Below are 24788 nucleotides of genomic sequence, written 5' to 3'. Positions count from 1 at the left end.
GCGCTGCTGCACCGGCGCTCACGGTATCGTCGCGGCATGGCGCAGATCGCGGTGGTCCCCGGTTCGTTCGATCCCGTGACCCTCGGGCACCTCGACGTCATCGGTCGAGCGGCCGGCCTGTTCGACGAGGTCCACGTGCTCGTCGTGCACAACCCGGACAAGCGCCCGGCCATGTTCGACGCGGTGGACCGGGTCCGGCTCATCCAGGAGTCGCTCGTCGAGACCGGCGTGTCCGACAACGTCCGCGTCGGGGAGTGGACCCAGGGCCTCCTGGTCGACTACTGCCGGCAGGTCGGCGCGACGGTGCTGGTGAAGGGCGTGCGCTCCGGCGAGGACGTCGCGTACGAGACCCCGATGGCGATCATGAACCGGCACCTCGCCGACGTCGAGACGGTGTTCCTGCTGCCGGAGGCGTCGCGTGCGCACGTGTCCAGTTCCCTGATCCGGCAGGTCGCGTCCCTCGGCGGCGACGTCAGCCCGTACGTGCCCGCGGTCGTCGCCCGGGCCCTGCACGAGCACACCGGTCGCTGACCGACGCCGGACACACCCTGCTGCCGCCTCGACTCCGCGGCCGGTTCGCGCTAGGCTTGTCGATCGTGTCTTCCCCCGTGATCAGCCCCTACGCCCTGCGCGTGCGTGACCTCGCACACCGCCCGGGCGAGATGCGCGAGCACTCGCTCGACATCCAGGTGCCGGACGCCATGGGAGCGGGCCTCATCGCCGTGCGCGAAGGGGCCACGATGCAGCTCGACGTGCGGCTCGAGGGCCTGCACGAGGGCGTCCTCGTCTCCGGGCACGCTTCGGCCGAGGCGACGGGCGAGTGCTCCCGCTGCCTCATCGAGATCAGCGAGCCCGTCGAAGTCGATTTCGCCGAGCTGTTCGCGTATGATGCCTCGGAGGAATTCGACTTCTTCGTCCACGACGACCTCGTGGACACGGAGCAGGTCGTTCGAGACGCGGTGGTGCTGTCGCTGCCGTTCCAGCCGGTCTGCCGACCGGACTGCCCAGGCCTCGACCCGGTGACGGGTGAGCGTCTGGCCGACATCGGTGAGCGTCGTGCTTCCGAGATCGTGGACCCGAGATGGGCTGCGCTGGGCGGGTTCACCGCCGGCGGACCCGACGACAGCGAAGAAACCGCCTCCCAGACCACCGAGGGTCAGGAGCGGTCCGAAGCCGACCAGGCCGAGTGACCGCCGCCCCTCGACACTGAACCACCGACCAACCGAAAGAGAACCACCATGGCCGTTCCCAAGCGCAAGCAGTCCCGTGCCAACACGCACGCCCGTCGTTCGCAGTGGAAGGCCGCGCCGGTCCAGCTCGTGAAGACGATCGAGAACGGCCAGGTCACCTACAGCCTCCCGCACCGCGCGAAGGTCGTCGAGGACTCCGCCGGCACGCCCCTGTACATGGAGTACAAGGGCCGCAAGGTCGCCGACGTCTGATCGGACCCGACGCATGACAGCAACGTCCGGCACCACGGGGTCCCGCCCCGTGGGGCCGGACGTCGTTCGTCTGCAGCGGATGCTCGACGTCGACATCGACCTCGAGCTCCTCGAACTCGCCCTGACCCACCGCTCGTACGCGTACGAGCACGGCGGCATCCGGCACAACGAGCGCCTCGAGTTCCTCGGCGACTCCATCCTCGGCCAGGCCGTGACCGTGAAGCTCTTCCGGTCGTTCCCCGACCTCGACGAAGGCGAGCTCGCCAAGCGGCGCGCCAGCCTCGTCTCGACGGTCGCGCTCGCCGAGATCGCCCGGATGATCGGGCTCGGCTCCTACGTGCGGCTCGGCAAGGGCGAAGAGCAGACCGGCGGCCGTGACAAGTCGTCGATCCTCGCGGACACGGTCGAGGCCGTCATCGGTGCCGCATACCTGTCGGCAGGGCCCGACCCGGCGACGGAGCTCGTGCTGCGCCTCGTCGACCCCCTGCTGGTCGACCCCGACCGGTTCGGTGCGGCGATGGACCCGAAGACGAGCCTGCAGGAGCTCGCGTCGGCCAAGGCCCTCGGCAACCCCTCCTACCGGGTCACCGAAGAAGGCCCCGACCACGACAAGACGTTCCACGCCACCGTGGTGCTGCAGGGCGAGGACATCGCCACCGGCAGCGGGTCGAGCAAGAAGACCGCCGAGATGGCCGCGGCGCTCGACGCGTGGACCCGGCTGTCCGGCCGGGCGGCCTGACCAGGTGCCCGAACTCCCCGAGGTCGAGGTCGTCCGCGCCGGCCTCGAACCCGCCGTCAGTGGTGCGCGCGTGCTCGCCGTGCACGTCGACGACGACCGGGCACTGACCCGGCACGACGGCCCGGCCGAGGACTTCGTGGAGCGCCTCACCGGTCGGACCATCGCGGCAGCGGTGCGCCGGGGCAAGTTCCTCTGGTTCCCCCTCACCGACCCCGACGGTGCGTCGCCGAACGGCGCCGCGCACCCGGACCACCCCGACACCGCCGACCCGCAGCGGCCCGAGGCCCTCGTCGCCCACCTCGGCATGTCCGGTCAGATCCTCCTCGGTCGTGACCGCCCCGCGGCCCGCCACCGCCGGATCGTGCTCGAGGTCCAGCCGACCGGAACGGACCGCGACGGCCGACCCGAGCCTCCCGTCCAGCTGGAGTTCGTCGACCAGCGGACCTTCGGCTCGATGGCCATCGACCCGATGGTGCCCACCGTCGACGCTGCCCCCGCGGGGTTCGCCGGTCACGTCGACGAGACCGCGCCCGACGCACGGTGGCGTCGGAGCATCCCGAAGCAGGTCTCGCACATCGCCCGCGACCCGCTCGACCCCGCCTTCGACGACGCCCGCTTCATCGCGATGGCCCGGAAGCGCTCCAGCGGCATCAAGCGCGTCCTGCTCGACCAGGGCGTCGTCAGCGGCATCGGCAACATCTACGCCGACGAGTCCCTGTGGGCCGCGCGGCTGCACTTCGACCGACCCGCGGACCGGCTGCCGCGCGCTGCCCTGACGACGCTGCTCGACGAGGTCCGGGCGGTGCTCCGCCGTGCGCTCGAGGACGGCGGGACGAGCTTCGACGCCCAGTACGTCAACGTCAACGGGCAGTCCGGGTACTTCTCGCAGCGCCTCGCGGTGTACGGGCAGCAGGGGAAGCCGTGCCCGCGGTGCGGGACCGCGATCGTCCGGGAGGCCTTCATGAACCGGTCCAGCCACCGTTGCCCGGTGTGCCAACCGGCCCCGCGCCTGCGCACGCGCTAGCCTGACGCGCAACCACAGCCTCCGGAGACCGCATGTACTTGAAGAGCCTGACCATCAAGGGGTTCAAGTCCTTCGCGCAGCCGACGACCTTCGCGTTCGAACCGGGCGTGACGTGCATCGTCGGGCCGAACGGCTCCGGCAAGTCGAACGTGGTCGACGCCCTCGCCTGGGTGATGGGGGAACAGGGGGCGAAGACGCTCCGTGGCGGCAAGATGGAGGACGTCATCTTCGCCGGCACGTCGACGCGCGGGCCGCTCGGTCGCGCACAGGTGCTCCTGACGATCGACAACTCCGACGGTCTGCTGCCGATCGAGTACTCCGAGGTCACGATCGCGCGGACGCTGTTCCGGAACGGCGGCAGCGAGTACGCGATCAACGGTGAGAACTGCCGACTCCTCGACGTCCAGGAGCTCCTGAGCGACACCGGTCTCGGGCGCGAGATGCACGTCATCGTCGGGCAGGGTCAGCTCGACAAGGTCCTGCACGCCACCCCGGAGGACCGCCGCGGCTTCATCGAGGAAGCCGCCGGCATCCTGAAGCACCGTCGCCGCAAGGAGAAGACCCTCCGGAAGCTCGACGCGATGCAGACCAACCTCACCCGACTCTCCGACCTCGCGGGCGAGATCCGGCGGCAGCTGAAGCCCCTCGGGCGCCAGGCGGAGGTGGCCCGCAAGGCCCAGTCGGTCGCGGCGGTGTTCCGCGATGCCAAGGCCCGGATCCTCGCGGACGACGTGGTCCGACTGCGCCGCGAGCTGCACGAGCACCTCGAGGTGGAGGCCGGCCGGAAGTCGGAGCGGATCGTGCTGCAGGAGCGGCTCGAGCAGACGCGCGTGCGACAGCAGCAGGTCGAGCAGAGCATGGTCGGTGACGACGTGGACCGCGCCCGGACCGTCGTGCACCGGTTGGAGAGCGTGCAGGAGCGGCTCCGCGGGCTGTCGAGCCTGGCGAACCAACGCCTGATGTTCCTCGCCCAGCAGGCCGATGCGCCGCAGCAGGGCCCCACGATCACCCCGGAGCGGGTGCAGGGCGTCCGCGACGAAGCCGACCGGCTCGAGGCCCGCGCGACCGCGATGACCGCCGGCATGGCCGCGACCGCACAGCGCGTGCAGGAGGCCCGGGCCACGCTCGACGCCCTCGACGAGCGCATCGCCGCCCAGGCCGCCCTCGTGTCGCAGCACGACCTGGAGTCCCAGCGCCTGGCGAACGCCGTCGAGGTGGCGCGCGCGAAGCGGACCTCCGTCGCGGCCGACCGCGAGCGCCGCGCCCGGTCCCTGGCAGAGGCCGTCGAGCGCGCCGAACGCGCCGCCGCCGCGCTCGCCGAGCTCGGCGCCGACCCGTCCGACGGGGTCGACGAACCGGCCCTCACCACGGCGCTCGTGTCCGCGCGGGAGACGCTCGAACGAGCGCAGGCCGAGCGTGACGAGCACCGCGACCGGCTCCACGAGCTCGAGCGGGAGCGCGACGCCCTGGACGCCCGGGTGTCGGCCCTCGCCATGTCGATCGACGTCCGCGACGGCTCGCAGGCACTGATCGACGCCGGTCGCGCGGGCATCGTGGGGCGCCTCGCGGACTCCCTCGCCGTGGCTCCCGGCTACGAGGCTGCCGTCGCCGCAGCGCTCGACGGACTCGCCGATGCCGTACTCGCGGCGGACCGCGGTGCAGCACTGGCCGCCGTCGAGCACGCCCGTGCCGAGGACCTCGGCCGCATCGACGTCGTCGTCGCCGACGCGGCGCGTACCGACGACGCGGATCCCGCCGCCGACCCGACCGCCCCGGGTGCCGACCCGTCATGGTCCGGACGGCTGCCCGCCGGCGTCCGCCGCGCCCTCGACCTGGTCCAGGGGCCACCGGCGCTCGCGGCGATCCTGCGGGACACGCTGGTCGTCGACCCCGACGCCGACGCCGACCCCGACCTGGAGGCGGTGCTCGCCTCCGCCCCGCACGCGACGGTCGTGACGCGCTCCGGGGACCTCGTCCGCGCCGTGCGGGTGACGGGCGGCGGCGCCCGCGTCACCTCCCGCATCGAGCTCGTCGCGGAGCGCGATGCCGCAGCAGCGCGCCGTGCAGCGGTGGCGACCGACGCCGAGGACCGGGCCACGCGCCTCCAGGCTGCCCGCCAGGCCGTCGAGGACGCACGTCGCGCGGTCGACGACGCGGACCGTGCATCCCGCGCCCACGCCTCGGCGGTCGCCGAGTACGACCGGACCAGCGCGTCGACGCGCGCGAAGGCCGAGAACGCCGTGGCGGAGGTGGACCGGCTCCGTGCCGCGCTCGCCGAGACCGACGGTGCCGTCGAGAGCGCCGAGGCCAGCGTCGTCGAGGCCGAGCGGGAGCACCAGGCCTTCACCGAGCGACCGCGACCGGTGGTCGACGCGTCCGGACGCCCGGGGCTGCAGGACGCGCTCGAGGCGGCACGGGCGGCCGAGATCGAGCAGCGCATCCAGGTCGAGACCGTCCGCGAACGCGTGCGATCGGAGCGGCACCGCGCCCACCAGCTGGAGCGGCAGCTCGAAGCCGAACGGGCTGCGGCGGAGGAAGCGGCTCGTCGCGCGGTGGTCCGCCGGAGCCAGATCGACGTCGCGGAGCGGGTGCTCGCGGATCTGCCGGGACTCCTCAGCGCCGTGGACCGGTCGCTCGCCGAAGCGCGGGTCGGGCTCGCGACCGAGGAGTCCGAGCGCGCCGAGCGCAACACCGAGCTGCAGACGATCCGGAACGAGGAGCACGAGCTCCGCGACCGGTTGCAGCGACTCACCGATGGCGTGCACTCACTCGAGATGGAGATCTACGAGAAGAAGTTGCACGTGTCCGGGGTGCTGGACCGGGCGCAGAGCGAACTCGGGCTCGGCGAGGCCGTCTTGGTCGCGGAGTACGGGCCGCACGTCCCGGTGCCCGTCGACGTGCTCGTCGACCCGAGGGTGCTCGCGCGGAGGCACCGCGAGGCGGCCCGGGCGGCGGCGTCCGACCAGGGGGACGAGGTCTTCGACCGCGAAGCGGTCGACGGGGACGACGCCTCCGACGACCTCGACGTCACCCCGATCCTCGACGCGGAGTCCACGCTGCCCGGGGGACCGGCGCTGCCCGAGTTCGACACCTCCGACGAGATCGACCCCGCCGACGTCGAGACGGTGCCGTACGTCCGCGAGGAGCAGGAGCGCCGACTCAAGGCCGCCGAGCGGGACCTCGGTCAGCTCGGCAAGGTGAACCCGCTCGCGCTCGAGGAGTTCCAGGCGCTGGAGCAGCGGCACGCGTTCCTGGCCGAGCAGCTCGAGGACCTGCAGAAGACGCGGACCGACCTCATGACGATCATCGACGAGCTCGACCAGAAGATGCAGACGATCTTCGAGTCCGCGTTCGAGGACACCCGCGAGGCCTTCGACGTCATCTTCCCGATCCTGTTCCCGGGCGGCTCCGGGTCGATCGCGTTGACGAACCCGGACGACCTGCTCGGCACCGGGATCGAGGTGCAGGTGCGCCCGGCCGGCAAGAAGATCGACCGCCTGACGTTGCTCTCGGGCGGCGAGCGGTCCCTGGCGGCGGTGGCGCTCCTGGTGGCGATCTTCACGGCGCGGCCCTCGCCGTTCTACATCATGGACGAGGTCGAGGCGGCGCTCGACGACGCCAACCTCGGCCGCCTGCTGACCGTGTTCGAGCGGCTCCGGGCGTCGTCGCAGCTCATCGTGATCACGCACCAGAAGCGCACGATGGAGATCGCCGACGCCCTGTACGGGGTGTCGATGCGCCAGGACGGCGTGTCGGCGGTGGTCGGGCAGCGCGTGCAGCGGCGCGAGCCCGCCGACGCGGTCGCGTAGCGCGCGCGCCCGCAGCGTCGGCTGGTGCTGCGAGGACTACTCCGCGTCGGCGGCGACCGGCCGCTGCGCCCCAGATGGCGTGAGGCCCCGCCGCACACGGCGGCCGGACACCACGAGCGACGCGACCGTGGCGACCGCGATCGTCAGCATGATGAACCCGAGGGAGAACCAGATCGGGATCTCCGGCGCCCACTCGATGTGCTCGCCGCCGTTGATGAACGGCAATTCGTTGACGTGCATGGCGTGGAAGACGAGCTTCACCCCGATGAACCCGAGGATCACGGCGAGCCCCTGGCCGAGGTAGATGAGCTTCTCGAGGAGCCCCGCGATCAGGAAGTACAGCTGCCGGAGCCCGAGCAACGAGAACGCGTTCGCGGTGAAGACGATGAAGGCGTCCTGCGTCAGGCCGAAGATCGCGGGGATGGAGTCGAGCGCGAACAGCACGTCGGTCAGGCCGATGGCGACCATGACGAGGAACAGCGGGGTGAAGAGCCGCTTGCCGTCGATCTTCGTGGTGATCCGGTCGCCGTCGTAGTCGGGCGACGTCGGGATGACCCGGCGCAGCACCCGGATGAGGCGCGAGTCACCCTCGGACGACTCGTGGCTACTGCCCTTCGCCTGCGACCACGCGAGCCAGAACAGGAGCGCGCCGAACAGGTAGAACACCCACGAGAAGTTGTCGATGATCGTCACGCCGAGGGAGATGAACACGCCGCGGGCGACGAGTGCGATCGCGACCCCGACGAGCAGGACCTTCTGCTGGAACTCCTTCGGCACCGCGAAGGTCGTCATGATGATCAGGAAGACGAACAGGTTGTCGACCGACAACGCCTTCTCGGTGAGCCAGCCGGCGAAGTACTCGCCACCGGCCTGACCACCCCCGAACACCCAGACCCCGATGCCGAACACGACGGCGAGGGCGATGTACACGACGGACCAGAACGCGGATTCGCGGATGTGCGGCACGTGCGGCGTCCGGACGTGCGAGTAGAAGTCGAACACCAGCAGCGCGAGGATGCCTGCGATGGTGATGAGCCAGACGGAGAGGTGGACGTCCAACGGGTTCCTCCAGGAACGGGGCGCATCCGTGTGCTGGCGACGTGGAACGTCGACCAGGACGGCGGGTACGCCGAGGCCTGAAGGTCTCTTCCGTCGAACGGTCCGTGCTGCTGGACTGCCGACCGGCGCCCCGGGACCGGATCGTTCCGGCCCGTACTGACGGGGACACCGAGGAGGAATACTCCCCTTCGTGTCCACCAGCCTACCGGGGAGGGGGAGCAGGCGGCGCGCCCTAAGCTGGGAACATGGCGAGTTCCTGGTCACTGTCCTCCCGGCTGCGCGGGCTGTTCCAGCGCAAGACGATCGACGAGACCACGTGGGACGACCTCGAGACCGCGCTGATCGGTGCGGACTTCGGGCCCGACGTGTCCGAGGAGATCATCGAGGACCTGCACGCCCGCGTCGACCGCTACGGCACGACCGACCCCGCCGACCTGCAGCGCATGCTCCGCGAGGTGCTCGAGGAACGGCTGTCGAAGCTCGACACGACCCTCAAGCTCAGCGCCCGACCCGCGGTCGTGCTGGTGGTGGGCGTGAACGGCGTCGGGAAGACGACGACGATCGGCAAGTTCGCCAAGTTCCTGAAGACGTACGACCGCACGGTCCTGGTCGGCGCGGCGGACACGTTCCGTGCGGCTGCGGTCGAGCAGGTCGCGACCTGGGCCCAGCGCGCCGGCGTCGACGTCGTGCGGCCGTCGCAGCCCGGGCAGGACCCGGCATCGGTCGCCTACCAGACGGTCGAGAAGGCCATCCGCGACGGGATCGAGATCGTCGTCATCGACACCGCCGGTCGGCTGCACACGAAGGCCGGCCTGATGGACGAGCTGACGAAGATCAAGCGCGTGGTGGAGAAGCAGGCCGAGATCTCCGAGGTCCTGCTCGTGCTCGACGCCACGACCGGGCAGAACGGTCTCGCCCAGGCGCAGGCCTTCATCGAGGGCGCGGGCGTCACGGGTCTCGTGATCACGAAGCTCGACGGGTCGGCCAAGGCCGGGTTCGTGCTCAGCGTGCAGGAGAAGACCGGGATCCCGATCAAGCTCATCGGACAGGGTGAGGGCATCAACGACCTCACCGGGTTCACGCCGCACGTCTTCGTGCAGAACCTCGTCGGCTAGCGCCGCCGTGTCCGAACGGGAGGCCCGTCACCAGCTGGTGACGGGCCTCCCGTCCGTCTGCGGCCGGGTCCCGACGCCCGGCCGCACCGCTCAGACGGCCTGACGGCCGACCGGGGCGTCCACGAGGTGTGCGAGGTGCGAGGGGACGGTGCCGCCACGGGCGACCGTCGCCCGTGCCCAGAGCCGTCCGGCGCGGTACGAGGACCGGACGAGGGGACCGGCCAGGACACCGGCGAAGCCCATCCGTTCCGCCGTCTCGCGGAGCGCCACGAACTCCTCCGGTCGCACCCAGCGCGCGACCGGCAGGTGCCGGGGTGACGGGCGGAGGTACTGCGTGAGGGTGATGATGTCGGTCCCGGCGTCGCGCAGCTGCTGCAGGGCGTCCTCGATCTCGGCGATCTCCTCGCCCATGCCGAGGATCAGGTTGGACTTCGTCACGAGGCCCGCGTCCCGGCCCTGGCTGATGACGTCGAGCGACCGCGCGAACGTGAAGGCGGGGCGGATCCGCTTGAAGATGCGCGGGACGGTCTCGACGTTGTGCGCGAAGACCTCCGGGCGGGCGTCGAACACCTGCCCGAGCTGGTCCGGGCGGCCGTTGAAGTCCGGCACCAGGATCTCCACGCCGGTGCCGGGGGAGTGCTCGTGGATCTGCCGGATGGTCTCGGCGTAGAGCCACGCGCCACCGTCGGGCAGGTCGTCCCGAGCGACGCCGGTGACGGTCGCGTACTTGAGCCCCATCGACGCGACGGAGTCGGCGACACGCCTGGGTTCGTCGCGGTCGAGCGGCTCCGGCTTGCCGGTGTCGATCTGGCAGAAGTCGCACCGTCGGGTGCACTGCGAGCCGCCGATCAGGAAGGTGGCCTCGCGGTCCTCCCAGCACTCGAAGATGTTCGGGCACCCGGCCTCCTGGCACACGGTGTGCAGCTGCTGGTCGCGGACGAGACCGGACAGCTCGCGGAACGCGGGTCCCTGGGTCGCGCGGGTCTTGATCCACGCGGGCTTGGTCTCGATCGGGGTCTCGGCGTTCCGGGCCTCGACGCGGAGCATCCGTCGGCCTTCGGGAGCGAGCGTCATGCGGTGATCTCCTGTCGGGAGGCGATGCGGCTGCCGGAGTGCATGCCGTCGACGGCCTGCTGGACCCGGTCGGCCACGATCGGCGCGATCTCGGCGGTGGTGACGGGTCGACCGGCGGCCCGTGTCAGGGTCGTCACGCCGGCGTCCGCGATGCCACAGGGCACGATGGCGCCGTACGCGTCGAGGTCGTTCGTGCAGTTGATCGCGATGCCGTGGCTCGTGACGCCCTCGGCGACGTGCAGCCCGATCGCCCCGACCTTGGCTGCGGCGCCACCGGTCGTGACCCACGCGCCGCTCCGCCCGTCGACGCGCTCGGCCGTCACGCCGACGGCGCGTGCGACGTCGATGATCACCTGCTCGAGGTCCCGGACCCACGCCACCACGTCGAGCGGTGCGGGGAGCCGGACGATCGGGTAGGCGACGAGTTGCCCCGGTCCGTGCCAGGTGATGCGCCCGCCGCGGTTGACCTCGACGACGGGGGCACCGTTCGTCGGCAGGTCGGACGGCTCGGTGCGGCGCCCGGCGGTGTAGACACCAGGGTGCTCGCAGAGGACGAGGACGCCGGGGGAGCGCCCCGCGACGACGTCGGCGTGCCGTTCCCGCTGCAGCGCGAGGCCGTCCGCGTAGTCGAGCGGTCCCGCGGGTCGCACGATCTCGAGCTGGGGCATGCGCGCCAGGCTACGGCCTTTTCTGGACTGCGTCCAACAACAGGTGGTCCGGGCAACGCCCGCGCTCCAGGACCTCGAGGTGGCGCGCGAAACGCCGGGCGGGCACACCGCGAACGCCCTCGCCGGCTGCTCCGACCGGAGCGGTCACCATGGGGCTTGTAGAATCGACGGATCATGGCGCAATTCGGTTCACTCTCCGATCGGCTGACCGAGACCTTCCGCAATCTGCGGAGCAAGGGTCGGCTGACTCCGTCCGACGTCGACGGCACCGTCCGCGAGATCCGGCGGGCGCTCCTCGACGCCGACGTCGCGCTCGAGGTCGTCAAGGCGTTCACCGCGGCCGTGCGCGAGCGCGCACTCTCCGACGAGGTGAACAAGGCGCTCAACCCGGCCCAGCAGGTCGTGCAGATCGTCAACGAGGAACTCGTGGGCATCCTCGGCGGCCAGCAGCGACGCCTGGAGTTCGCGAAGAAGCCGCCGACGGTCATCATGCTCGCGGGTCTGCAGGGTGCCGGCAAGACGACCCTCGCGGGCAAGCTCGGCAAGTGGCTCAAGAAGGACGGCCACACGCCGATGCTCGTCGCGGCGGACCTCCAGCGTCCGAACGCCGTGCAGCAGCTGCAGATCGTCGGCGAGCAGGCCGGCGTGCACGTGTTCGCCCCGGAGCCCGGCAACGGCGTCGGTGACCCGGTCAAGGTCGCGAAGAACGCCATCAAGGCCGCGATCGACCAGCAGTACGACACCGTCATCGTGGACACCGCCGGCCGACTCGGTGTCGACGCCGAGCTCATGAAGCAGGCGGCGAACATCCGGAAGGCCGTCGACCCCGACGAGGTCCTGTTCGTCATCGACGCGATGATCGGTCAGGACGCCGTCACCACAGCGCGTGCCTTCCAGGAGGGCGTCGACTTCACCGGTGTCGTCCTGTCGAAGCTCGACGGCGACGCCCGCGGTGGTGCGGCGCTCTCGGTCGCGAGCGTCACCGGTCGTCCGATCATGTTCGCCTCCACGGGTGAGGGCCTCGACGACTTCGAGCCCTTCCACCCGGACCGCATGGCGAGCCGCATCCTCGACCTCGGCGACATCCTGTCGCTCATCGAGCAGGCGCAGTCCGCGTTCGACGAGGACGAAGCCCGCGCGGTCGCCGAGAAGATCGCGACCGACAACTTCACCCTGAACGACTTCCTGCAGCAGATGCAGCAGCTCAGGAAGGCCGGCTCGATCAAGGGCATGCTCGGCATGCTGCCCGGCGCGAAGGGCATGCGCGAGGCCCTCGACAACTTCGACGAGGGCGAGATCGTCCGGACCGAGGCGATCATCCAGTCGATGACGAAGCAGGAGCGCGAGCTGCCGAAGCTCCTGAACGGGTCGCGCCGTCTCCGCATCGCGAATGGTTCCGGCACGACCGTGACCGAGGTCAACGCCCTCGTGAACCGGTTCGAGCAGGCCGCGAAGATGATGAAGACCGTCGCCCGCGGCGGCGTGCCGCAGATGCCGGGCATGGGGCCGATCCCGGGGATGCACGGTGGCAAGAAGCAGCCGCAGGCCAAGAAGAAGTCGAAGGTCGGGAACCCCGCGAAGCGTGCCGCGCTCGCCGCGGGCGAGGCCGCTGCTCCGCAGCAGGCGCCGGCCGGGTCGGGTTTCGGCTTCGGCGGGTCCAAGAACCCGAAGGCGCCCACCGAGGAAGAGATGCAGTCGCTGTCGAAGTTCCTGGGGCGCTGACGTCGGACGGACGCTGACGTCACAGGGGCGCTGCGGCGACCCACCACCAGACGGGAGGCCCGTGGCGGATCCGCCACGGGCCTCCCGTCTGTCCTCAGAGCGACTCGCGGAACTCCCGCACCAGGTGCCGGACGACGGCACGGAGGTCGCCGCCGTTCTCGGCGGCGACCGCCAGCTGGCGCTGGTAGGACGCGCCGTCCGCGATCATCGTGTCGAGGTGGTGCAGCTCCTGTTGGCAGCCGAGCCGATCGGCGACGGGGTCGAGGGCAGCGACCAGGTCGTGCACCTCGTCGGTCACGAGCCGCTCGTCCCCGGCCGCGTTCGTGATGATCTCGGCGTCCATGCCGTACCGGGCGGCGCGCCACTTGTTCTCCCGCACGAACCAGGGCTGCATCGTCGGCAGCGTCTCGCCGGCGTCCAGGCGGTCGGACATCGACGTCACCAGGCACTGGACCAACGCGGTGACCGCGCCGACCTCCTGCAGGGTCGAGATGCCGTCGGACACCCGGTTCTCCAGCGTGCCCCACGCCGGCGACGGCCGGATGTCCCAGCGGAGGTCCTTGAAACCCTCGATCACGCCGGTGTGGGTGAGGTCGCCCACGATCCCCTCGAAGTCCGACCACGCGCCGAGCTGCGGCGGCAGGCCACCGGTGGGCAGTTGCTGGAACATCAGGGCGCGGTTCGAGGCGTACCCGGTGTCGGTGCCGGCCCAGAACGGACTCGACGCGGTGAACGCCTGCACGTGCGGCACGTACGCGAGCATCGCACCGAGGATCGGCAGGGCCTTCTCGCGGTCGTCGATGCCGACGTGGACGTGCACGCCCCAGATGAGCATCTGCCGCCCCCACCAGCGCGTCCGGTCGATGAGGGTCGTGTAGTGCTCGCTGTCGGGTGTGATCTCCTGCTGGTCCCACACCGCGAAGGGGTGGGTCCCGGCGCACATGACCTCGGCGTCGAGCGGGTCAGCGGCCTCGATGACCGCGCCCACGATCCCGGCGAGTTCCGCGGTGGCGTCCCGCACCCGGGTGTGGACGCCCGTCACGACCTCGACGGTGTTCGTCAGGAGCTCCTCCGTCACCCGGTCGCGGTCGCCGAGCCGCTCCTGCACGGCGGCGATCACGGCGGGGGCCCGCGGCGCGAGGTCACCGGTCTCGCGGTCGACCAGCGGGAGTTCCCACTCGACACCGATGGTCGACGGGTGGGACGCTGTGAAACGGATGTCCATGGCGCCATCCTGCCTGGTCGGTTGTCGGAAGTGCACAACGAACTCCCGCGCCGGTCGTACAGGGTGCGCCATGAGATGTACCGCTTCGGTACTACCGTGGAACCGCTCACAGGGAAGAGGTTCGCATGCAGTTGGTCGTGCGCGGGACGTCCGCCCCGCTCGTCGGGGAGCTCGACGTCCCCGTCTCCAAGTACCACGCACACCGGGCACTCGTGCTCGCATCGCTCGCGCAGGGAACGAGCGTCATCTCCGGGATCAGCTCCACCCGACAGGTGGAGTGGACGGTGGGGACGCTCCGGGCCCTCGGCGTCGACATCCGGCGCCGCGGGAACGCGTACCACGTGACCGGCCTCGGCGGCCGTTACCAGGCCGCCGACGTCGTCGACCACGGGTCCCGTGGTGCCGACGGCATCCTCAACATGGGGTCGTCCGGCACGACGCTCTACTTCATGACCGGCCTGGCATCACTCGCCGACAAGCCGATGACGCTGTCCGGGATGAAGTACTTCCAGCGTCGGCCGATCAAGGCGCTCCTCACCTCACTGACGCAGATGGGCGTCGAGCTCGAGGCGACGAACGACTGCCCGCCCGTCACGGTCCAGCCGAAGCGACCGCGTGGCGGTGACGTCTCGATCGCCGGGACGCTCTCGCAGTGGGTCTCCGGCCTGCTGCTGCTCGCGCCCTTCGCCGACCAGGAGACCCGCATCCACATCACGGGCGGTCGACTCAACGAGCAGCCGTACGTCGAGCTCACCGTGCGCATGATGCGGCAGTTCGGACTCCGGGTCGAGGTGTCCGACGACTGGCTCGAGTACCGGGTGCCGGCGCACCAGCAGGCCACACCGCACGACTACGTGATCCCGCCGGACATCGGGTCGGCGGCCTTCGGCATCGCGGCCGCCGCGATCCGCGAGTCCGACGTGCTCCTCCGCGGTATGACCGCGTTCACCACCGCCGAGACGGACCACCCGGAGAGCGAGTTCCTCGACCTCGCGACCGCGATGGGCGTCCCGATGCACATCGACGAGGCGACCGGGTTCGTCCGGGTCCAGCACGACGGGTCGCCGCTCCGCCCGCTCGACATCGACTGCCAGCCGATCCCGGACCTGTTGCCCGTGCTGTCCACGATGGCGACCTTCGCCGAGGGCACGACCCGGCTCTGGAACGTCGCGCACATCCGGCTGAAGGAGTCCGACCGCGTCGCGGCGATGCTCCAGCTCAACCGGATGGGCGGACGGGCCGAACAGGGTGCCGACGAGCTGCGGGTCACCGGCGTCGGCCGCGGGACGCTGCACGGCTCACCGATGTCCTCGTTCAACGACCACCGGGTGCTCATGTCGCTCGCCGTCGCCGCCTCCCGGGCCGACGGGGCGTCGTCGCTGACGTACCCGCGGGCGTACCGCATCTCGTACCCGACCTTCCTGGAGGCGATGAACTCCGTGGGCCTCGACCTGTCGATCGGTGACGGACTCCCCGCCGAGACCCGCCGTGACGAGCGTGCCGACCAGGCCGAGCGACCCCCGGAGCGCACCGACCTCGGCGAGACCGGGGCCACCGGGACCGCCGCCGTCGACACACGGGACACCGTGACCACGACGGCGACGGGCGTTCCGGCGACCCGCTCCGACGACGACGCCGTCTCTCCGGCGGCCACGACCGCAGGCGCATCGGTGGGCTCGGGACCCGGACTGCCGGCGCTCGCCGGGGTCGACGCCGACCCGCTCGTGCTGAGCGAGAAGGTGCGGGCGCTCTCCGAGTCCGACCCAGAGGGCCTCGCCGTCATCGAGATCGGTGGCACCACGCCCGTCGAGACGACGTGGAGGCAGCTGCAGGACGAAGCCGACCGGGTGTCCGCGCTCCTCCTCGAGCTCGGGGTCCGCCGGGGCGAGTCCGTGGCGATGCAGCTGCCGAACTGGCGGGAGTTCGTCTCGATCAGCCTCGGCGCGATCCAGATCGGTGCGGTCGCGACGCCGATCATGCCGGTGTTCGGCCCCCGTGAGACCACGATGACGCTCGCACGGTCCCGCGCCCGGGTCGTGTTCCTGCCGAACGTGTTCCGGAAGCGCCGGCCCGCCCTCGAACTGCTCGACGTCGTGGACGAGGCGGCGGCTCAGGGGCGGCGGCTCTCCCTCGAGCACGTCGTCGTGCTCCGCGCCGAGGCGCGTGGGGTCCCCGACACCCCGACGAACCAGCCGCCGCTGCCCGCGGACGCGGCCGACCGCGTGCGTGCCAGCGAGTGGCAGTGGCGGTACTTCGACGCGGCGCTCGACGCCGTGCAGGTCGACGTCGACGAGATCCGCTCGCACGCACCGGGAGCGGACGACATCTGCCAGCTCCTGTTCACGTCGGGCACCACCGGCGAACCGAAGGGCGTGCAGCACCCGCACCGCACCCTCGGGCTCGCGACCGCCATGCACGTCGCCCAGTCCGGCCTGACCCGCGACGACCGCATCTACATCCCGTCGCCGCTCGCCCACCAGACCGGGTTCCTGTACGGCATGCTCCTGGCGTTCCGGCTCGGTGCGCCCCAGGTCCTGCAGCCGGTGTGGGACGGCACGGTCGCGCTCGAGCAGGCGTTCGGCGCGGCCGGGGCGACCTTCGTGCAGTGCGCGACGCCGTTCCTGACGGACCTCGTCGACCTGGTCGAGGCAGGTGCCCCGGCCCCCGCGAGCCTGCGGATCTTCGTGCCGACCGGTGCCGCGGTACCGCGAGCGCTCGCCCAGCGCGCCAGCACGGTGCTCGGCAGCGCGATCCTCGGCGCGTTCGGGACGAGCGAGACCTGTCTCGGTGCACTGTCCGGCCCGGGCGACGACCCGGCCGACGCGTACGGGCACGACGGGCGGGCACTGCCCGGCGTCGCGATCCGCATCGTGGACGACGAGGGCCACGAGCTCCCCGCCGACACCGAAGGGAACTTCGAGCTGTTCTCGCCCACGATGTTCACCGGCTACCTGGACCGTCCCGACCTGACCGACGACGTGTTCACCGAGGACGGCTGGTACCGGACCGGGGACCTGGCGAAGATCTCGGACCAGGGATTCTTGTCGATCACCGGCCGGATCAAGGACGTGATCAACCGCGGTGGTGAGAAGATCCCCGTGGTGGAGATCGAGAACCTGCTGTACCAGCACCCGCTCGTGACGGACGTCGCGATCGTGGCGATGCCCGACGAACGACTCGGGGAGCGCGCCTGCGCGTTCGTCGTGTCCGCGCGGCCGGACGAGCCGCTCGACTTCGCGGCGATGCAGCAGCACCTCGACCGTGCCGGGGTCAGCAAGTACTACTGGCCGGAACGGCTCGAGTACCTCGACGAACTGCCGCGGAACGCCGTGGGCAAGGTCCAGAAGAACGTCCTGCGGGAGCAGGCAGCGGCACTGGCCGCGACGAAGGAGCGATGACCGGATGACGACGTACGACGACACGGCCTTCCAGCAGCTGAAGGCCGAGGTCACCGAGTGGGTCCGCGGCCCCGGTGAAGCGTGGGCCGAGGAGATCGAGCGCACGGGTCAGGTCGCCCCCGCACTGTTCCAGGAACTCAAGGACAAGGGCTGGCTGAGCCTCGCGGCACCACCGGAGCTCGGCGGGCGGGGCATCCCGTTCTCCCGCTACCTCGAGATCATGGAGATCGTCTCCCGCTCGCACGCCTCCATCCGGATGCTCGTGCACGTCATCAACGGCACGTGGCGGGCCATGGAGCCGTACGCGACGGCGGAGCAGCTCGAGCAGGTCGTCAAGCCGAGCGTCGCCGGGGACAAGCTCGTCGCGTTCACCCTCACCGAGGCGACGGCGGGTACCGGGGCGGACATCCGCACCACGGTGCGCCGCGAGGGCGACACGTACGTGATGAACGGCGAGAAGCACCTCATCACGTTCGGGGTCAAGGCCGACTACTGGCTGATCGCCGCGCGCCTCGAGGGCACCACCGGCCAGGACGGCACCGTCGCGTTCCTGATGCCGAACAGCGGTCTGCCCGGCGCCGAGGTCATCGACGACTCCGACACCATGGGGATCCGCGGCACCGACCACGCGATCCTGCGCTTCACCGAGACGCCGATCCCCGCGAGCGCCCGCCTCGGCGACGAGGGCCAGGGCCTCGAGGTCGCACTCGGCGGGTTCCTCCTGCCGAGCCGGGTCTCGGTCGCGATGAGCGCCGTCGGGCTCGCCGAGCGCGCGAACGAGCTCGCCGTCGAGTACGCGAACCGCCGTGAGACCTTCGGCAAGCCGCTTTCGAGCCGCCAGGCCATCCAGTTCTACCTGGCGGAGAACTACGCCGACATCGCCGCGGCCCGCGCGCTCGTCCTCGAGGCCGCGCGCGCCTACGAAGAGGACCGTCCGGACGCCGGCACGCTCTCCAGCGCCTCGAAGATGGTCGCCGTCGACATGCTCGCCCGGGTGACCGACAAGGCGCTGCAGGTGCACGGCGGGCAGGGCTACTGGAAGCGCAACGCCATCGAGCGTGTCTACCGCGACGCCCGCGCGCAGCGCTTCGAAGAGGGCACGAACGAGATCCAGAAGCTGGTGGTCGGCCGCGCGGTCGTCACCGGCAAGGCCGGCTTCTAGCCGCGACCACGAGACGGACTGGAGGCACGGTGCGGTCCCGCCCCGCGCCTCCCGTCCCCGACCACGCAAGGAACACATTGGCTGCAACCACCGCGCCCATCGCGCTCATCACGGGCGCATCCCGCGGCATCGGCCGCCTGCTCGCGCAGAAGCTCGGCGCGCGCGGCGTGACCGTCGTCATCAACTACAAGAAGAACGCCGACCTGGCCGAGGAATCGCTCGCCGACGTCCGCGCCGCGGGCGGGGACGGCATCACGGTCCAGGCCGACATCGAGGACCCGGCGTCCCTCGACGCGATGTTCGACCTCGTGCGCGAAACGTACGGCCGGCTCGACATGTTCGTGGCGAACGCCGCGGCCAGCGCGTTCAAGCCCGTCGCACAGCTGAAGCTGCACCACCTCGACCGCAGCTACGCCACGAACGCCCGGTCGTTCGTGCTCGGCGCGCAGCGGGCGGCCGAGCTCATGGACCGCGGCGGGCGCATCGTCGTCGTCACGTCCTACGGCTCGCTCCGGGCGTTCCCGACGTACGCGGCGCTCGGGGCCGCGAAGGCGATGACCGAGTCGTACATGCAGTACATGGCGGTCGAGTTCGGACCCCGCCAGATCACCGTCAACGCGGTCAACGGCGGCCTCATCGACACCGACTCGCTCGACTACTTCTACAACGCGGTCCCGGGCATGGCGCCGATCGACACGGTGCTCAGCAAGGTGCCGCTGCAGCGCCCGGGCACGGCCGACGACATGGCCGACGCGGTGGACTTCCTGCTCTCCGACAAGGCGTCGTACATCACGGGCCAGATCCTCTCGGTCGACGGTGGCCTCACCGTCATCGCGCCGCCGTTCTGGGCCGACACGACGGCCCCGCTCCGGGACGCGGTGCTCCCGCCGGTCGGCGCGGTGGACGTGGACGCCGCAGAATAGGCGCATGAGCAGCGTCGCTTCCCTCCCCGTCGTGCCGGAGTCGCTCCGGACCGTCGCCTCCCCGTGGACCCTCGGGCCCCTCACCCTGCCGAACCGGGTGGTGATGGGCTCGATGCACACCGGGCTCGAGGTGCACGACGACGGCGGTGCCGGGATGGCGGCGTTCTACCGGGAGCGGGCGGCCGGTGGTGCCGCGTGCATCATCACCGGTGGCATCGCGGTGAGCGACGAGGCCCGCGGCGGTCCCGACTTCGCGGTGTTCGGCGTCGGGGGAGCCGACGAGCGCTTCCGGGTGGCCGTCGACGCCGTGCACGACGAGGGCGGTACGATCCTCGCGCAGCTCTTCCACGCAGGGCGCTACGCGCTCGTCGGCGGGATGACGGACCGGCACGGCGCACCGCAGCGTGCCGTGGCTCCCTCGGCGTTGCCGTGGGCCGCAGCGCGGGGCGTCCTGCCCCAGGAGCTCACCGGTGACGAGGTACTCCGGACGGTCGAGGACTTCGCCGCCGCGGCGCGCTCGGCGCGGGACATCGGGTTCGACGGCGTCGAGATCATGGCGTCCGAGGGGTACCTCATCAACCAGTTCCAGTCGCCGTTGACGAACCTGCGGGACGACGAGTGGGGCGGCGACGCGGTCCGACGCCGACGGTTCGCGGTCGAGGTCGTCCGTGCGGTCCGGGCTGCCGTCCCCGACCTCGCGGTGACGATCCGACTGTCCGGGGCGGACCTGATGCCCGGTTCGACCACCCCCGACGAGGTCGACGCGCTGGTGCACGACCTGCTGCCGCTCGGGCTCGACGGGATCTCGGTCGGGATCGGCTGGCACGAGTCGCGGACCCCCACCGTCCAGGCCTCGGTGCCGCACGGGGCCTGGATCGCGTACGCCGAACGCATCGCGGGTGTCGTCCGCGCCTCGGCAAACCCGCACGTCCGGGTGATCGCCTCGAACCGGATGACCGACCTGCGCGACGGCGAGGCCGTGCTCACCGACGGGCGCATCGACGCCGTCGCCCTGGCCCGGCCGTTCCTGGCCGACCCCGCGATCGTCGCGCGGTCCCTCGAGGGCCGCTTCGACGTGGTCAACACCTGCATCGGCTGCAATCAGGCGTGCCTCGACCGGTCGATCGTCGGCGCGCCGGTCTCCTGCCTCGTCAACCCACGAGCCGGGCGGGAACTCGCCTTCCCCGCGCGTCCGACCGCGGCTCCGAAGCGCGTCGACGTCGTCGGCGGTGGCCCGGCCGGACTCGCCGCGGCCGTCGACGCCGCGCGCCGGGGGCACCGGGTGACGCTCTGGGAAGCCTCGGACCGGCTCGGCGGGCAGTTCGCGCTCGCCGCCCTCGTCCCGGGGAAGGAGGACTACGCCGCGACGGTGCGTGCCGCGTCCGTCGAACTGGCCGAGCGCGGGGCGACCGTGCACCTCGGCCGTGCGGCGACGGCGTCGGACCTCGTCAGCAGTGAAGCCGTGGTGCTCGCGCCCGGCGTCGTCCCGCGCGTGGTCGACCTCCCCGGCGCCGACCTGCCGCACGTGCACTCCTACGAGGACGCCCTGCGGGACGGCGTGCCCGAGGGGACCGTCGCGGTGATCGGCGGCGGCGGCATCGGCGTGGACACGGCCGCCTTCTTGACCGAGTCGCCCGACGAGGTCCGCCGCGCCGCCGAGTTCGCCGCCCGCTGGGACGTCGACGTGTCCGAGGAGATCGTCGGTGACGTGCCCCAGCGCCTGCCCGCAGCACGGCGGACCCTCCGACCCGGGCACCAGGTGACGGTGCTCCGGCGCACCGGCAAGTTCGGGCAGGGGATCGGCCTGACCTCGCGCTGGGTCGCGATCGGTCGGCTGGGGGACGCCGGCGTGCAGATGGTCGGGGGAGTGCAGGAGTACCTCCGCATCGAACCGGGCGCGCTGTGGATCCGGGACGAGGACGGCGCCGAGCGCATGATCCCCGCAGACCACGTCGTCGTGTGCGCGGGTCAGGAACGCGCCCACGGGGCGGACGGGACGTCGATCGAGGAGCTCGTCGCGCGCCTCCAGGCCGACGGTGTGCCGGTCGCCGTCGTCGGCGGTGCGCGCGACGCACGGAGCGTCGACGCGGTCCGCGCGACGAGCGAAGCGCTCGAAGCGGTGCGCTCGCTCGCTCCCTGACGCCCGTACCGGGCCGGCCCGGCGCGGCGTGGCTCGCATCTCGCTCCGATGTCTGCAAGAATGAACGGTCGAATCGTGGCCGCTCGACCCTCTATCCAGCGGTTCACGACTCATTCCGAGCTTTCACCGTGTGTGCCCCCACGCCCGCGGTTCCGGTTCAACCACAACATCACGCAACAGGAGTAATTGTGGCTGTCAAGATCCGTCTCAAGCGCCTCGGTAAGATCCGGGCGCCCTACTACCGCATCGTCGTCGCCGACTCGCGCACCAAGCGCGATGGTCGTGTCATCGAGGAGATCGGTCAGTACCACCCGACCGAGGAGCCCTCGGTCATCAAGGTCGAGTCCGAGCGTGCGCTCTACTGGCTCGGCGTCGGTGCGCAGCCGACCGAGCAGGTCGCGGCCCTCCTCAAGCTCACGGGCGACTGGGCCAAGTTCAAGGGCGAGAAGGACACCGAGTCCAAGGTGAAGGTCGCCGAGCCGAAGAAGCCGTTCACGGTGGACTCCTCGAAGAAGGCCGTCCTGAAGCCCAAGTCGGAGAAGAAGGCCCCGGCCGCTGCTCCGGCCGACGACGCCGCTGAGACGACCGAGGCGTAATTCCTTGCTCGAATCCGCGCTGACGCACCTCGTCAAGGGGATCGTCGATCACCCTGACGACGTGCGCGTCGCCAGCTCCACCTCCCCACGCGGCGAGGTCCTCGAGGTGCGTGTGCACCCCGAGGACCTCGGCCGCGTGATCGGACGCGCCGGGCGGACCGCCAAGGCGCTCCGCACCCTCGTCTCGGCTCTCGCCGACGGCAAGCGGGTGCGGGTCGACGTGGTCGACAGCGATTCCTAGGGAGACGACCCAGCTCCGGGTGGGTCGCATCACCAAGGCACACGGGCTCAAGGGCGGCATCAAGCTCGAGCTCTACACCGACGACCCGGATCGTCGGTTCACACACGGAGCGGTCTTCACGCTCCAGGTCCCGGATGACTCCCCGTGGGCGGGCAAGACGATCACGATCGACGAGCTCCGCTGGTACAACGGGCACCCGGTCGCCTTCTTCGAGGGCATCGAGGACCGCACCGGCGCTGAGTCCCTCGCGCGTGCGATCCTCTGGGTCGAGCAGGACGCGGATGCCGAGACCGGCGAGGACGACGCCTGGTACGACCACCAGTTGGTCGGGCTGTCGGTCCTCCGCGACGGCGTCGAGGTCGGCACCGTCGCGCGCGTCGACCACTTCCCGGCGCAGGACCTGCTCGCCGTCGCCACACCGGACCGCGGCGAAGTGCTCGTGCCGTTCGTCTCGGCCATCGTGCCGGCGGTCGACATCGCGGCGGGCACGGTCACGGTGACGCCGCCGACCGGCCTGTTCGAGGACCCCGAGGACACGTCGCGCCCTGAGACGGTCACACCGGCGGAGACGGTCACACCGGCGGAGACGGTCACATCGGCCGAGACGGTCGCATCGGCCGAACCGGTCAGCCCGCCCGCCGCCGAGGACTGATCGTGCGCATCGACATCGTCACGATCTTCCCCGAGTTCTTCTCGGTGCTGGACGTCTCCCTGCTCGGTCGTGCCCGGCAGGAGAAGCTGCTCGACGTGCACGTGCACGACCTGCGCTCCTGGACGACCGACCGACACCGCACCGTCGACGACACCCCGTACGGCGGGGGTGCCGGCATGGTGATGAAGCCGGAGCCGTGGGCGCAGGCGCTCGAGTCCATCCTGCGACCGGACGGCTCGTCGACCCTCGTGGTCCCGACGCCGGCGGGCACGCCCTTCAAGCAGACCATCGCCCGGTCCCTGGCGGAGCACGAGCACCTCGTCTTCGCGTGCGGCCGGTACGAGGGCATCGACGCCCGCGTGTTCGAGTGGGCGGCAGAACGCGCGAGCGTCGTCGAGCTCTCGCTCGGGGACTACGTGCTGAACGGCGGCGAGGTCGCTGCCATGGCGGTCATCGAGGCCGTCGGACGGCTCGTCCCCGGGGTCGTCGGCAACCCGGAGTCCCTCGTCGAGGAGTCCCACGAGGACGGCCTGCTCGAGTACCCCTCGTACACGAAGCCGGCGTCCTGGCGTGACCTCGACGTGCCGGAGGTCCTGCTCAGCGGGCACCACGGCCGGGTCGCCGCCTGGCGGCACGAGCAGCAGGTGGAGCGGACGCGACGCGTCCGGCCCGACCTGCTGCCCGACGCGTAACGCCCCGCCCCAGGGTGAGAATCGGGCTGCGCGACGGTTGCTTCGCGGTCGTGCCCGAGAAGGGTCACTGGACGCGAGTCTTGGCTCCGCCGCGTCGGACGGGAGGCACGGGACGGCGCCGCACCGCGCCTCCCGTCCGACGGGTGGTGCAGCCCGTCAGGCCGCGCGCTGTGCGCGGCGGAGCGTGAGGACCTCGGGACCGTCGTCGGTCACCGCGACGGTGTGCTCGACGTGTGCCGCACGGGAGCCGTCCACGCTCTTGAGGGTCCAGCCGTCCTGGTCCTGGTAGAGCTCGTCCGTGCCCTGCATGAGCCACGGCTCGATCGCGACGACGAGGCCCGGGCGCAGCTTCAGCCCACGCCCGGGTCGTCCGTCGTTCGGCACGTGCGGGTCGCCGTGCATGGTCCGACCGACGCCGTGTCCGCCGAACTGCAGGTTCACGCCGTAGCCGGCCTCGCGCGCCACGTGTCCGATCGCGTACGACACGTCACCGAGCTTGTTGCCGGGCCGGAACTGCTCGATGCCGGCCGCGAGCGCGGACTCGACCGTGGTGATCAGCCGCTGGTCCTCGTCACGCGGGGTCCCGACCTGCACGCTGACCGCGGAGTCGGCGACCCACCCGTCGACGCTCGCGGCGAAGTCCAGGCTGACCAGGTCGCCGTCGGCCAGCACGTGGTCGAAGGGGAGGCCGTGCAGGGCGGCGTCGTTCACCGAGGTGCACAGGTTCTTGCCGAACGGCGACTGGCCGAACGACGGGTGGTAGTCGACGTAGCAGCTCACCGCGCCGCGCTCCGCGATCATCCTGGCGGCGACACGGTCGAGCTCGAGCAGATTGACGCCGACGTCGACGGTCTCGAGCAGCTCGTCCAGGACGTCGGCCACGAACCGGCCGGCGACGCGCAGGCCGTCCAGCTCGGCGGGGGTGCGGAGTTCGATCATGGCTCCATCCTGCCCGGTCGGCGGGAACGCACCCGCGCGTCCGTGGTCCACGTCGGCGGGGGAGGAGCCCTCCGTCCGCCCGGTGTGGTTGGCGGGGGAGCACCCGGTGTGGCAGTATGGACCGCTGTGCCCAGGCTGGACTCTGCCACGGGGGAGTCGCCGACACCG

The 24788-nt window shown here is 71.2% G+C and carries 21 protein-coding genes; 16 read left to right on the top strand and 5 right to left on the bottom strand.

The genetic code is table 11. The features are described 5' to 3' along the window. Positions 1-36: 36 nt before the first annotated feature. The 6 genes from coaD to J7E22_RS03590 all read left to right on the top strand — a co-directional run bounded on the left by coaD (position 37) and on the right by J7E22_RS03590 (position 7014). Complete coding sequence (coaD, locus tag J7E22_RS03615; RefSeq protein ID WP_214979007.1) at positions 37-531, top strand: pantetheine-phosphate adenylyltransferase; 495 nt, start codon at positions 37-39, stop codon at positions 529-531. Between the two features lie 65 nt (positions 532-596). Then, entirely contained in the window at positions 597-1190 is a 594-nt protein-coding gene (locus J7E22_RS03610) for a DUF177 domain-containing protein (RefSeq protein ID WP_308159138.1), read from the top strand. A gap of 48 nt (positions 1191-1238) precedes the next feature. After that, positions 1239-1442 (top strand): 50S ribosomal protein L32, encoded by a 204-nt coding sequence (rpmF, locus tag J7E22_RS03605; protein WP_056126067.1) that lies wholly within the window; start codon positions 1239-1241, stop codon positions 1440-1442. 13 nt (positions 1443-1455) lie between these two features. Further along, entirely contained in the window at positions 1456-2181 is a 726-nt protein-coding gene (gene rnc, locus J7E22_RS03600; protein ID WP_214979005.1) for a ribonuclease III, read from the top strand. A gap of 4 nt (positions 2182-2185) precedes the next feature. Next, the gene (mutM, locus tag J7E22_RS03595; RefSeq protein ID WP_214979002.1) at positions 2186-3205 is read left to right on the top strand and encodes a bifunctional DNA-formamidopyrimidine glycosylase/DNA-(apurinic or apyrimidinic site) lyase; all 1020 of its coding nucleotides are present in this window, start codon (positions 2186-2188) and stop codon (positions 3203-3205) included. 32 nt (positions 3206-3237) lie between these two features. Beyond that, positions 3238-7014, top strand: coding sequence for a chromosome segregation SMC family protein (locus tag J7E22_RS03590; protein WP_214978999.1), 3777 nt, complete (start codon positions 3238-3240; stop codon positions 7012-7014). Between the two features lie 36 nt (positions 7015-7050). Here the strand turns inward: J7E22_RS03590 and J7E22_RS03585 are convergent, their stop codons facing one another. Continuing rightward, on the bottom strand, positions 7051-8073 hold the full coding sequence (locus J7E22_RS03585) for a TerC family protein (RefSeq protein WP_214978996.1): 1023 nt from the start codon (positions 8071-8073) through the stop codon (positions 7051-7053). Between the two features lie 245 nt (positions 8074-8318). Between J7E22_RS03585 and ftsY the strand changes: the two genes are divergently transcribed. Then, positions 8319-9188, top strand: coding sequence for a signal recognition particle-docking protein FtsY (gene ftsY / locus J7E22_RS03580; RefSeq protein WP_214978993.1), 870 nt, complete (start codon positions 8319-8321; stop codon positions 9186-9188). A gap of 90 nt (positions 9189-9278) precedes the next feature. On the opposite strand, the gene lipA is transcribed toward ftsY, so the two are convergent. Then, the gene (gene lipA / locus J7E22_RS03575; RefSeq protein WP_214978990.1) at positions 9279-10262 is read right to left on the bottom strand and encodes a lipoyl synthase; all 984 of its coding nucleotides are present in this window, start codon (positions 10260-10262) and stop codon (positions 9279-9281) included. Continuing rightward, complete coding sequence (gene lipB, locus J7E22_RS03570) at positions 10259-10930, bottom strand: lipoyl(octanoyl) transferase LipB (protein WP_214978987.1); 672 nt, start codon at positions 10928-10930, stop codon at positions 10259-10261. The genes lipA and lipB overlap by 4 nt, the downstream gene beginning before the upstream one ends. Before the next feature lie 174 nt (positions 10931-11104). Here lipB and ffh point away from each other — a divergent pair, with 174 nt between their 5' ends. Next, on the top strand, positions 11105-12652 hold the full coding sequence (gene ffh / locus J7E22_RS03565; protein ID WP_214978984.1) for a signal recognition particle protein: 1548 nt from the start codon (positions 11105-11107) through the stop codon (positions 12650-12652). A 94-nt stretch (positions 12653-12746) separates the two neighbouring features. Here ffh and J7E22_RS03560 read toward each other — a convergent pair whose 3' ends face one another. Further along, entirely contained in the window at positions 12747-13877 is a 1131-nt protein-coding gene (locus J7E22_RS03560) for a glutamate--cysteine ligase (RefSeq protein WP_214978981.1), read from the bottom strand. 125 nt (positions 13878-14002) lie between these two features. Here J7E22_RS03560 and aroA point away from each other — a divergent pair, with 125 nt between their 5' ends. The 8 genes from aroA (at position 14003) to trmD (ending at position 23681) form a co-directional block, all read left to right on the top strand. After that, positions 14003-17275, top strand: a complete 3273-nt coding sequence (gene aroA / locus J7E22_RS03555; RefSeq protein ID WP_214978978.1) for a 3-phosphoshikimate 1-carboxyvinyltransferase — start codon at positions 14003-14005, stop codon at positions 17273-17275. A 4-nt stretch (positions 17276-17279) separates the two neighbouring features. Further along, positions 17280-18437: an acyl-CoA dehydrogenase family protein gene (locus J7E22_RS03550; RefSeq protein WP_214978975.1), complete on the top strand. Its 1158-nt coding sequence runs from the start codon at positions 17280-17282 to the stop codon at positions 18435-18437. A 77-nt stretch (positions 18438-18514) separates the two neighbouring features. Then, the gene (locus J7E22_RS03545) at positions 18515-19360 is read left to right on the top strand and encodes an SDR family oxidoreductase (RefSeq protein ID WP_214978973.1); all 846 of its coding nucleotides are present in this window, start codon (positions 18515-18517) and stop codon (positions 19358-19360) included. 4 nt (positions 19361-19364) lie between these two features. Beyond that, positions 19365-21500: an FAD-dependent oxidoreductase gene (locus J7E22_RS03540; protein ID WP_214978970.1), complete on the top strand. Its 2136-nt coding sequence runs from the start codon at positions 19365-19367 to the stop codon at positions 21498-21500. Positions 21501-21688: 188 nt separating this feature from the next. Continuing rightward, positions 21689-22096 carry a 30S ribosomal protein S16 gene (rpsP, locus tag J7E22_RS03535; protein ID WP_214978967.1) on the top strand — a complete coding sequence of 136 codons (408 nt, stop codon included), beginning with the start codon at positions 21689-21691 and terminating at the stop codon, positions 22094-22096. 4 nt (positions 22097-22100) lie between these two features. Next, positions 22101-22337 (top strand): RNA-binding protein, encoded by a 237-nt coding sequence (locus J7E22_RS03530; RefSeq protein ID WP_214978965.1) that lies wholly within the window; start codon positions 22101-22103, stop codon positions 22335-22337. Between the two features lie 19 nt (positions 22338-22356). After that, on the top strand, positions 22357-22989 hold the full coding sequence (gene rimM, locus J7E22_RS03525) for a ribosome maturation factor RimM (RefSeq protein WP_214978962.1): 633 nt from the start codon (positions 22357-22359) through the stop codon (positions 22987-22989). 2 nt (positions 22990-22991) lie between these two features. Beyond that, the gene (trmD, locus tag J7E22_RS03520; protein WP_214978960.1) at positions 22992-23681 is read left to right on the top strand and encodes a tRNA (guanosine(37)-N1)-methyltransferase TrmD; all 690 of its coding nucleotides are present in this window, start codon (positions 22992-22994) and stop codon (positions 23679-23681) included. A 156-nt stretch (positions 23682-23837) separates the two neighbouring features. Here trmD and map read toward each other — a convergent pair whose 3' ends face one another. Further along, positions 23838-24620: a type I methionyl aminopeptidase gene (map, locus tag J7E22_RS03515; RefSeq protein ID WP_214978957.1), complete on the bottom strand. Its 783-nt coding sequence runs from the start codon at positions 24618-24620 to the stop codon at positions 23838-23840. Positions 24621-24788 lie beyond the last annotated feature (168 nt).

It is taken from the genome of Curtobacterium sp. ISL-83, assembly GCF_018613895.1.
Taxonomy (GTDB): domain Bacteria; phylum Actinomycetota; class Actinomycetes; order Actinomycetales; family Microbacteriaceae; genus Curtobacterium.
The sequence above is the reverse complement of the archived record's forward strand: the minus strand, read 5'-3'. Positions and strand labels throughout refer to the sequence as shown.

Coding starts and splice junctions, on each gene's coding strand:
- coaD (WP_214979007.1), top strand. CDS start 37: ATGGCGCAGATCGCGGTGGTCCCCGGTTCGTTCGATCCCGTGACCCTC.
- rpmF (WP_056126067.1), top strand. CDS start 1,239: ATGGCCGTTCCCAAGCGCAAGCAGTCCCGTGCCAACACGCACGCCCGT.
- rnc (WP_214979005.1), top strand. CDS start 1,456: ATGACAGCAACGTCCGGCACCACGGGGTCCCGCCCCGTGGGGCCGGAC.
- J7E22_RS03590 (WP_214978999.1), top strand. CDS start 3,238: ATGTACTTGAAGAGCCTGACCATCAAGGGGTTCAAGTCCTTCGCGCAG.
- ftsY (WP_214978993.1), top strand. CDS start 8,319: ATGGCGAGTTCCTGGTCACTGTCCTCCCGGCTGCGCGGGCTGTTCCAG.
- lipA (WP_214978990.1), bottom strand. CDS start 10,262: ATGACGCTCGCTCCCGAAGGCCGACGGATGCTCCGCGTCGAGGCCCGG.
- lipB (WP_214978987.1), bottom strand. CDS start 10,930: ATGCCCCAGCTCGAGATCGTGCGACCCGCGGGACCGCTCGACTACGCG.
- ffh (WP_214978984.1), top strand. CDS start 11,105: ATGGCGCAATTCGGTTCACTCTCCGATCGGCTGACCGAGACCTTCCGC.
- J7E22_RS03560 (WP_214978981.1), bottom strand. CDS start 13,877: ATGGACATCCGTTTCACAGCGTCCCACCCGTCGACCATCGGTGTCGAG.
- aroA (WP_214978978.1), top strand. CDS start 14,003: ATGCAGTTGGTCGTGCGCGGGACGTCCGCCCCGCTCGTCGGGGAGCTC.
- J7E22_RS03550 (WP_214978975.1), top strand. CDS start 17,280: ATGACGACGTACGACGACACGGCCTTCCAGCAGCTGAAGGCCGAGGTC.
- J7E22_RS03540 (WP_214978970.1), top strand. CDS start 19,365: ATGAGCAGCGTCGCTTCCCTCCCCGTCGTGCCGGAGTCGCTCCGGACC.
- map (WP_214978957.1), bottom strand. CDS start 24,620: ATGATCGAACTCCGCACCCCCGCCGAGCTGGACGGCCTGCGCGTCGCC.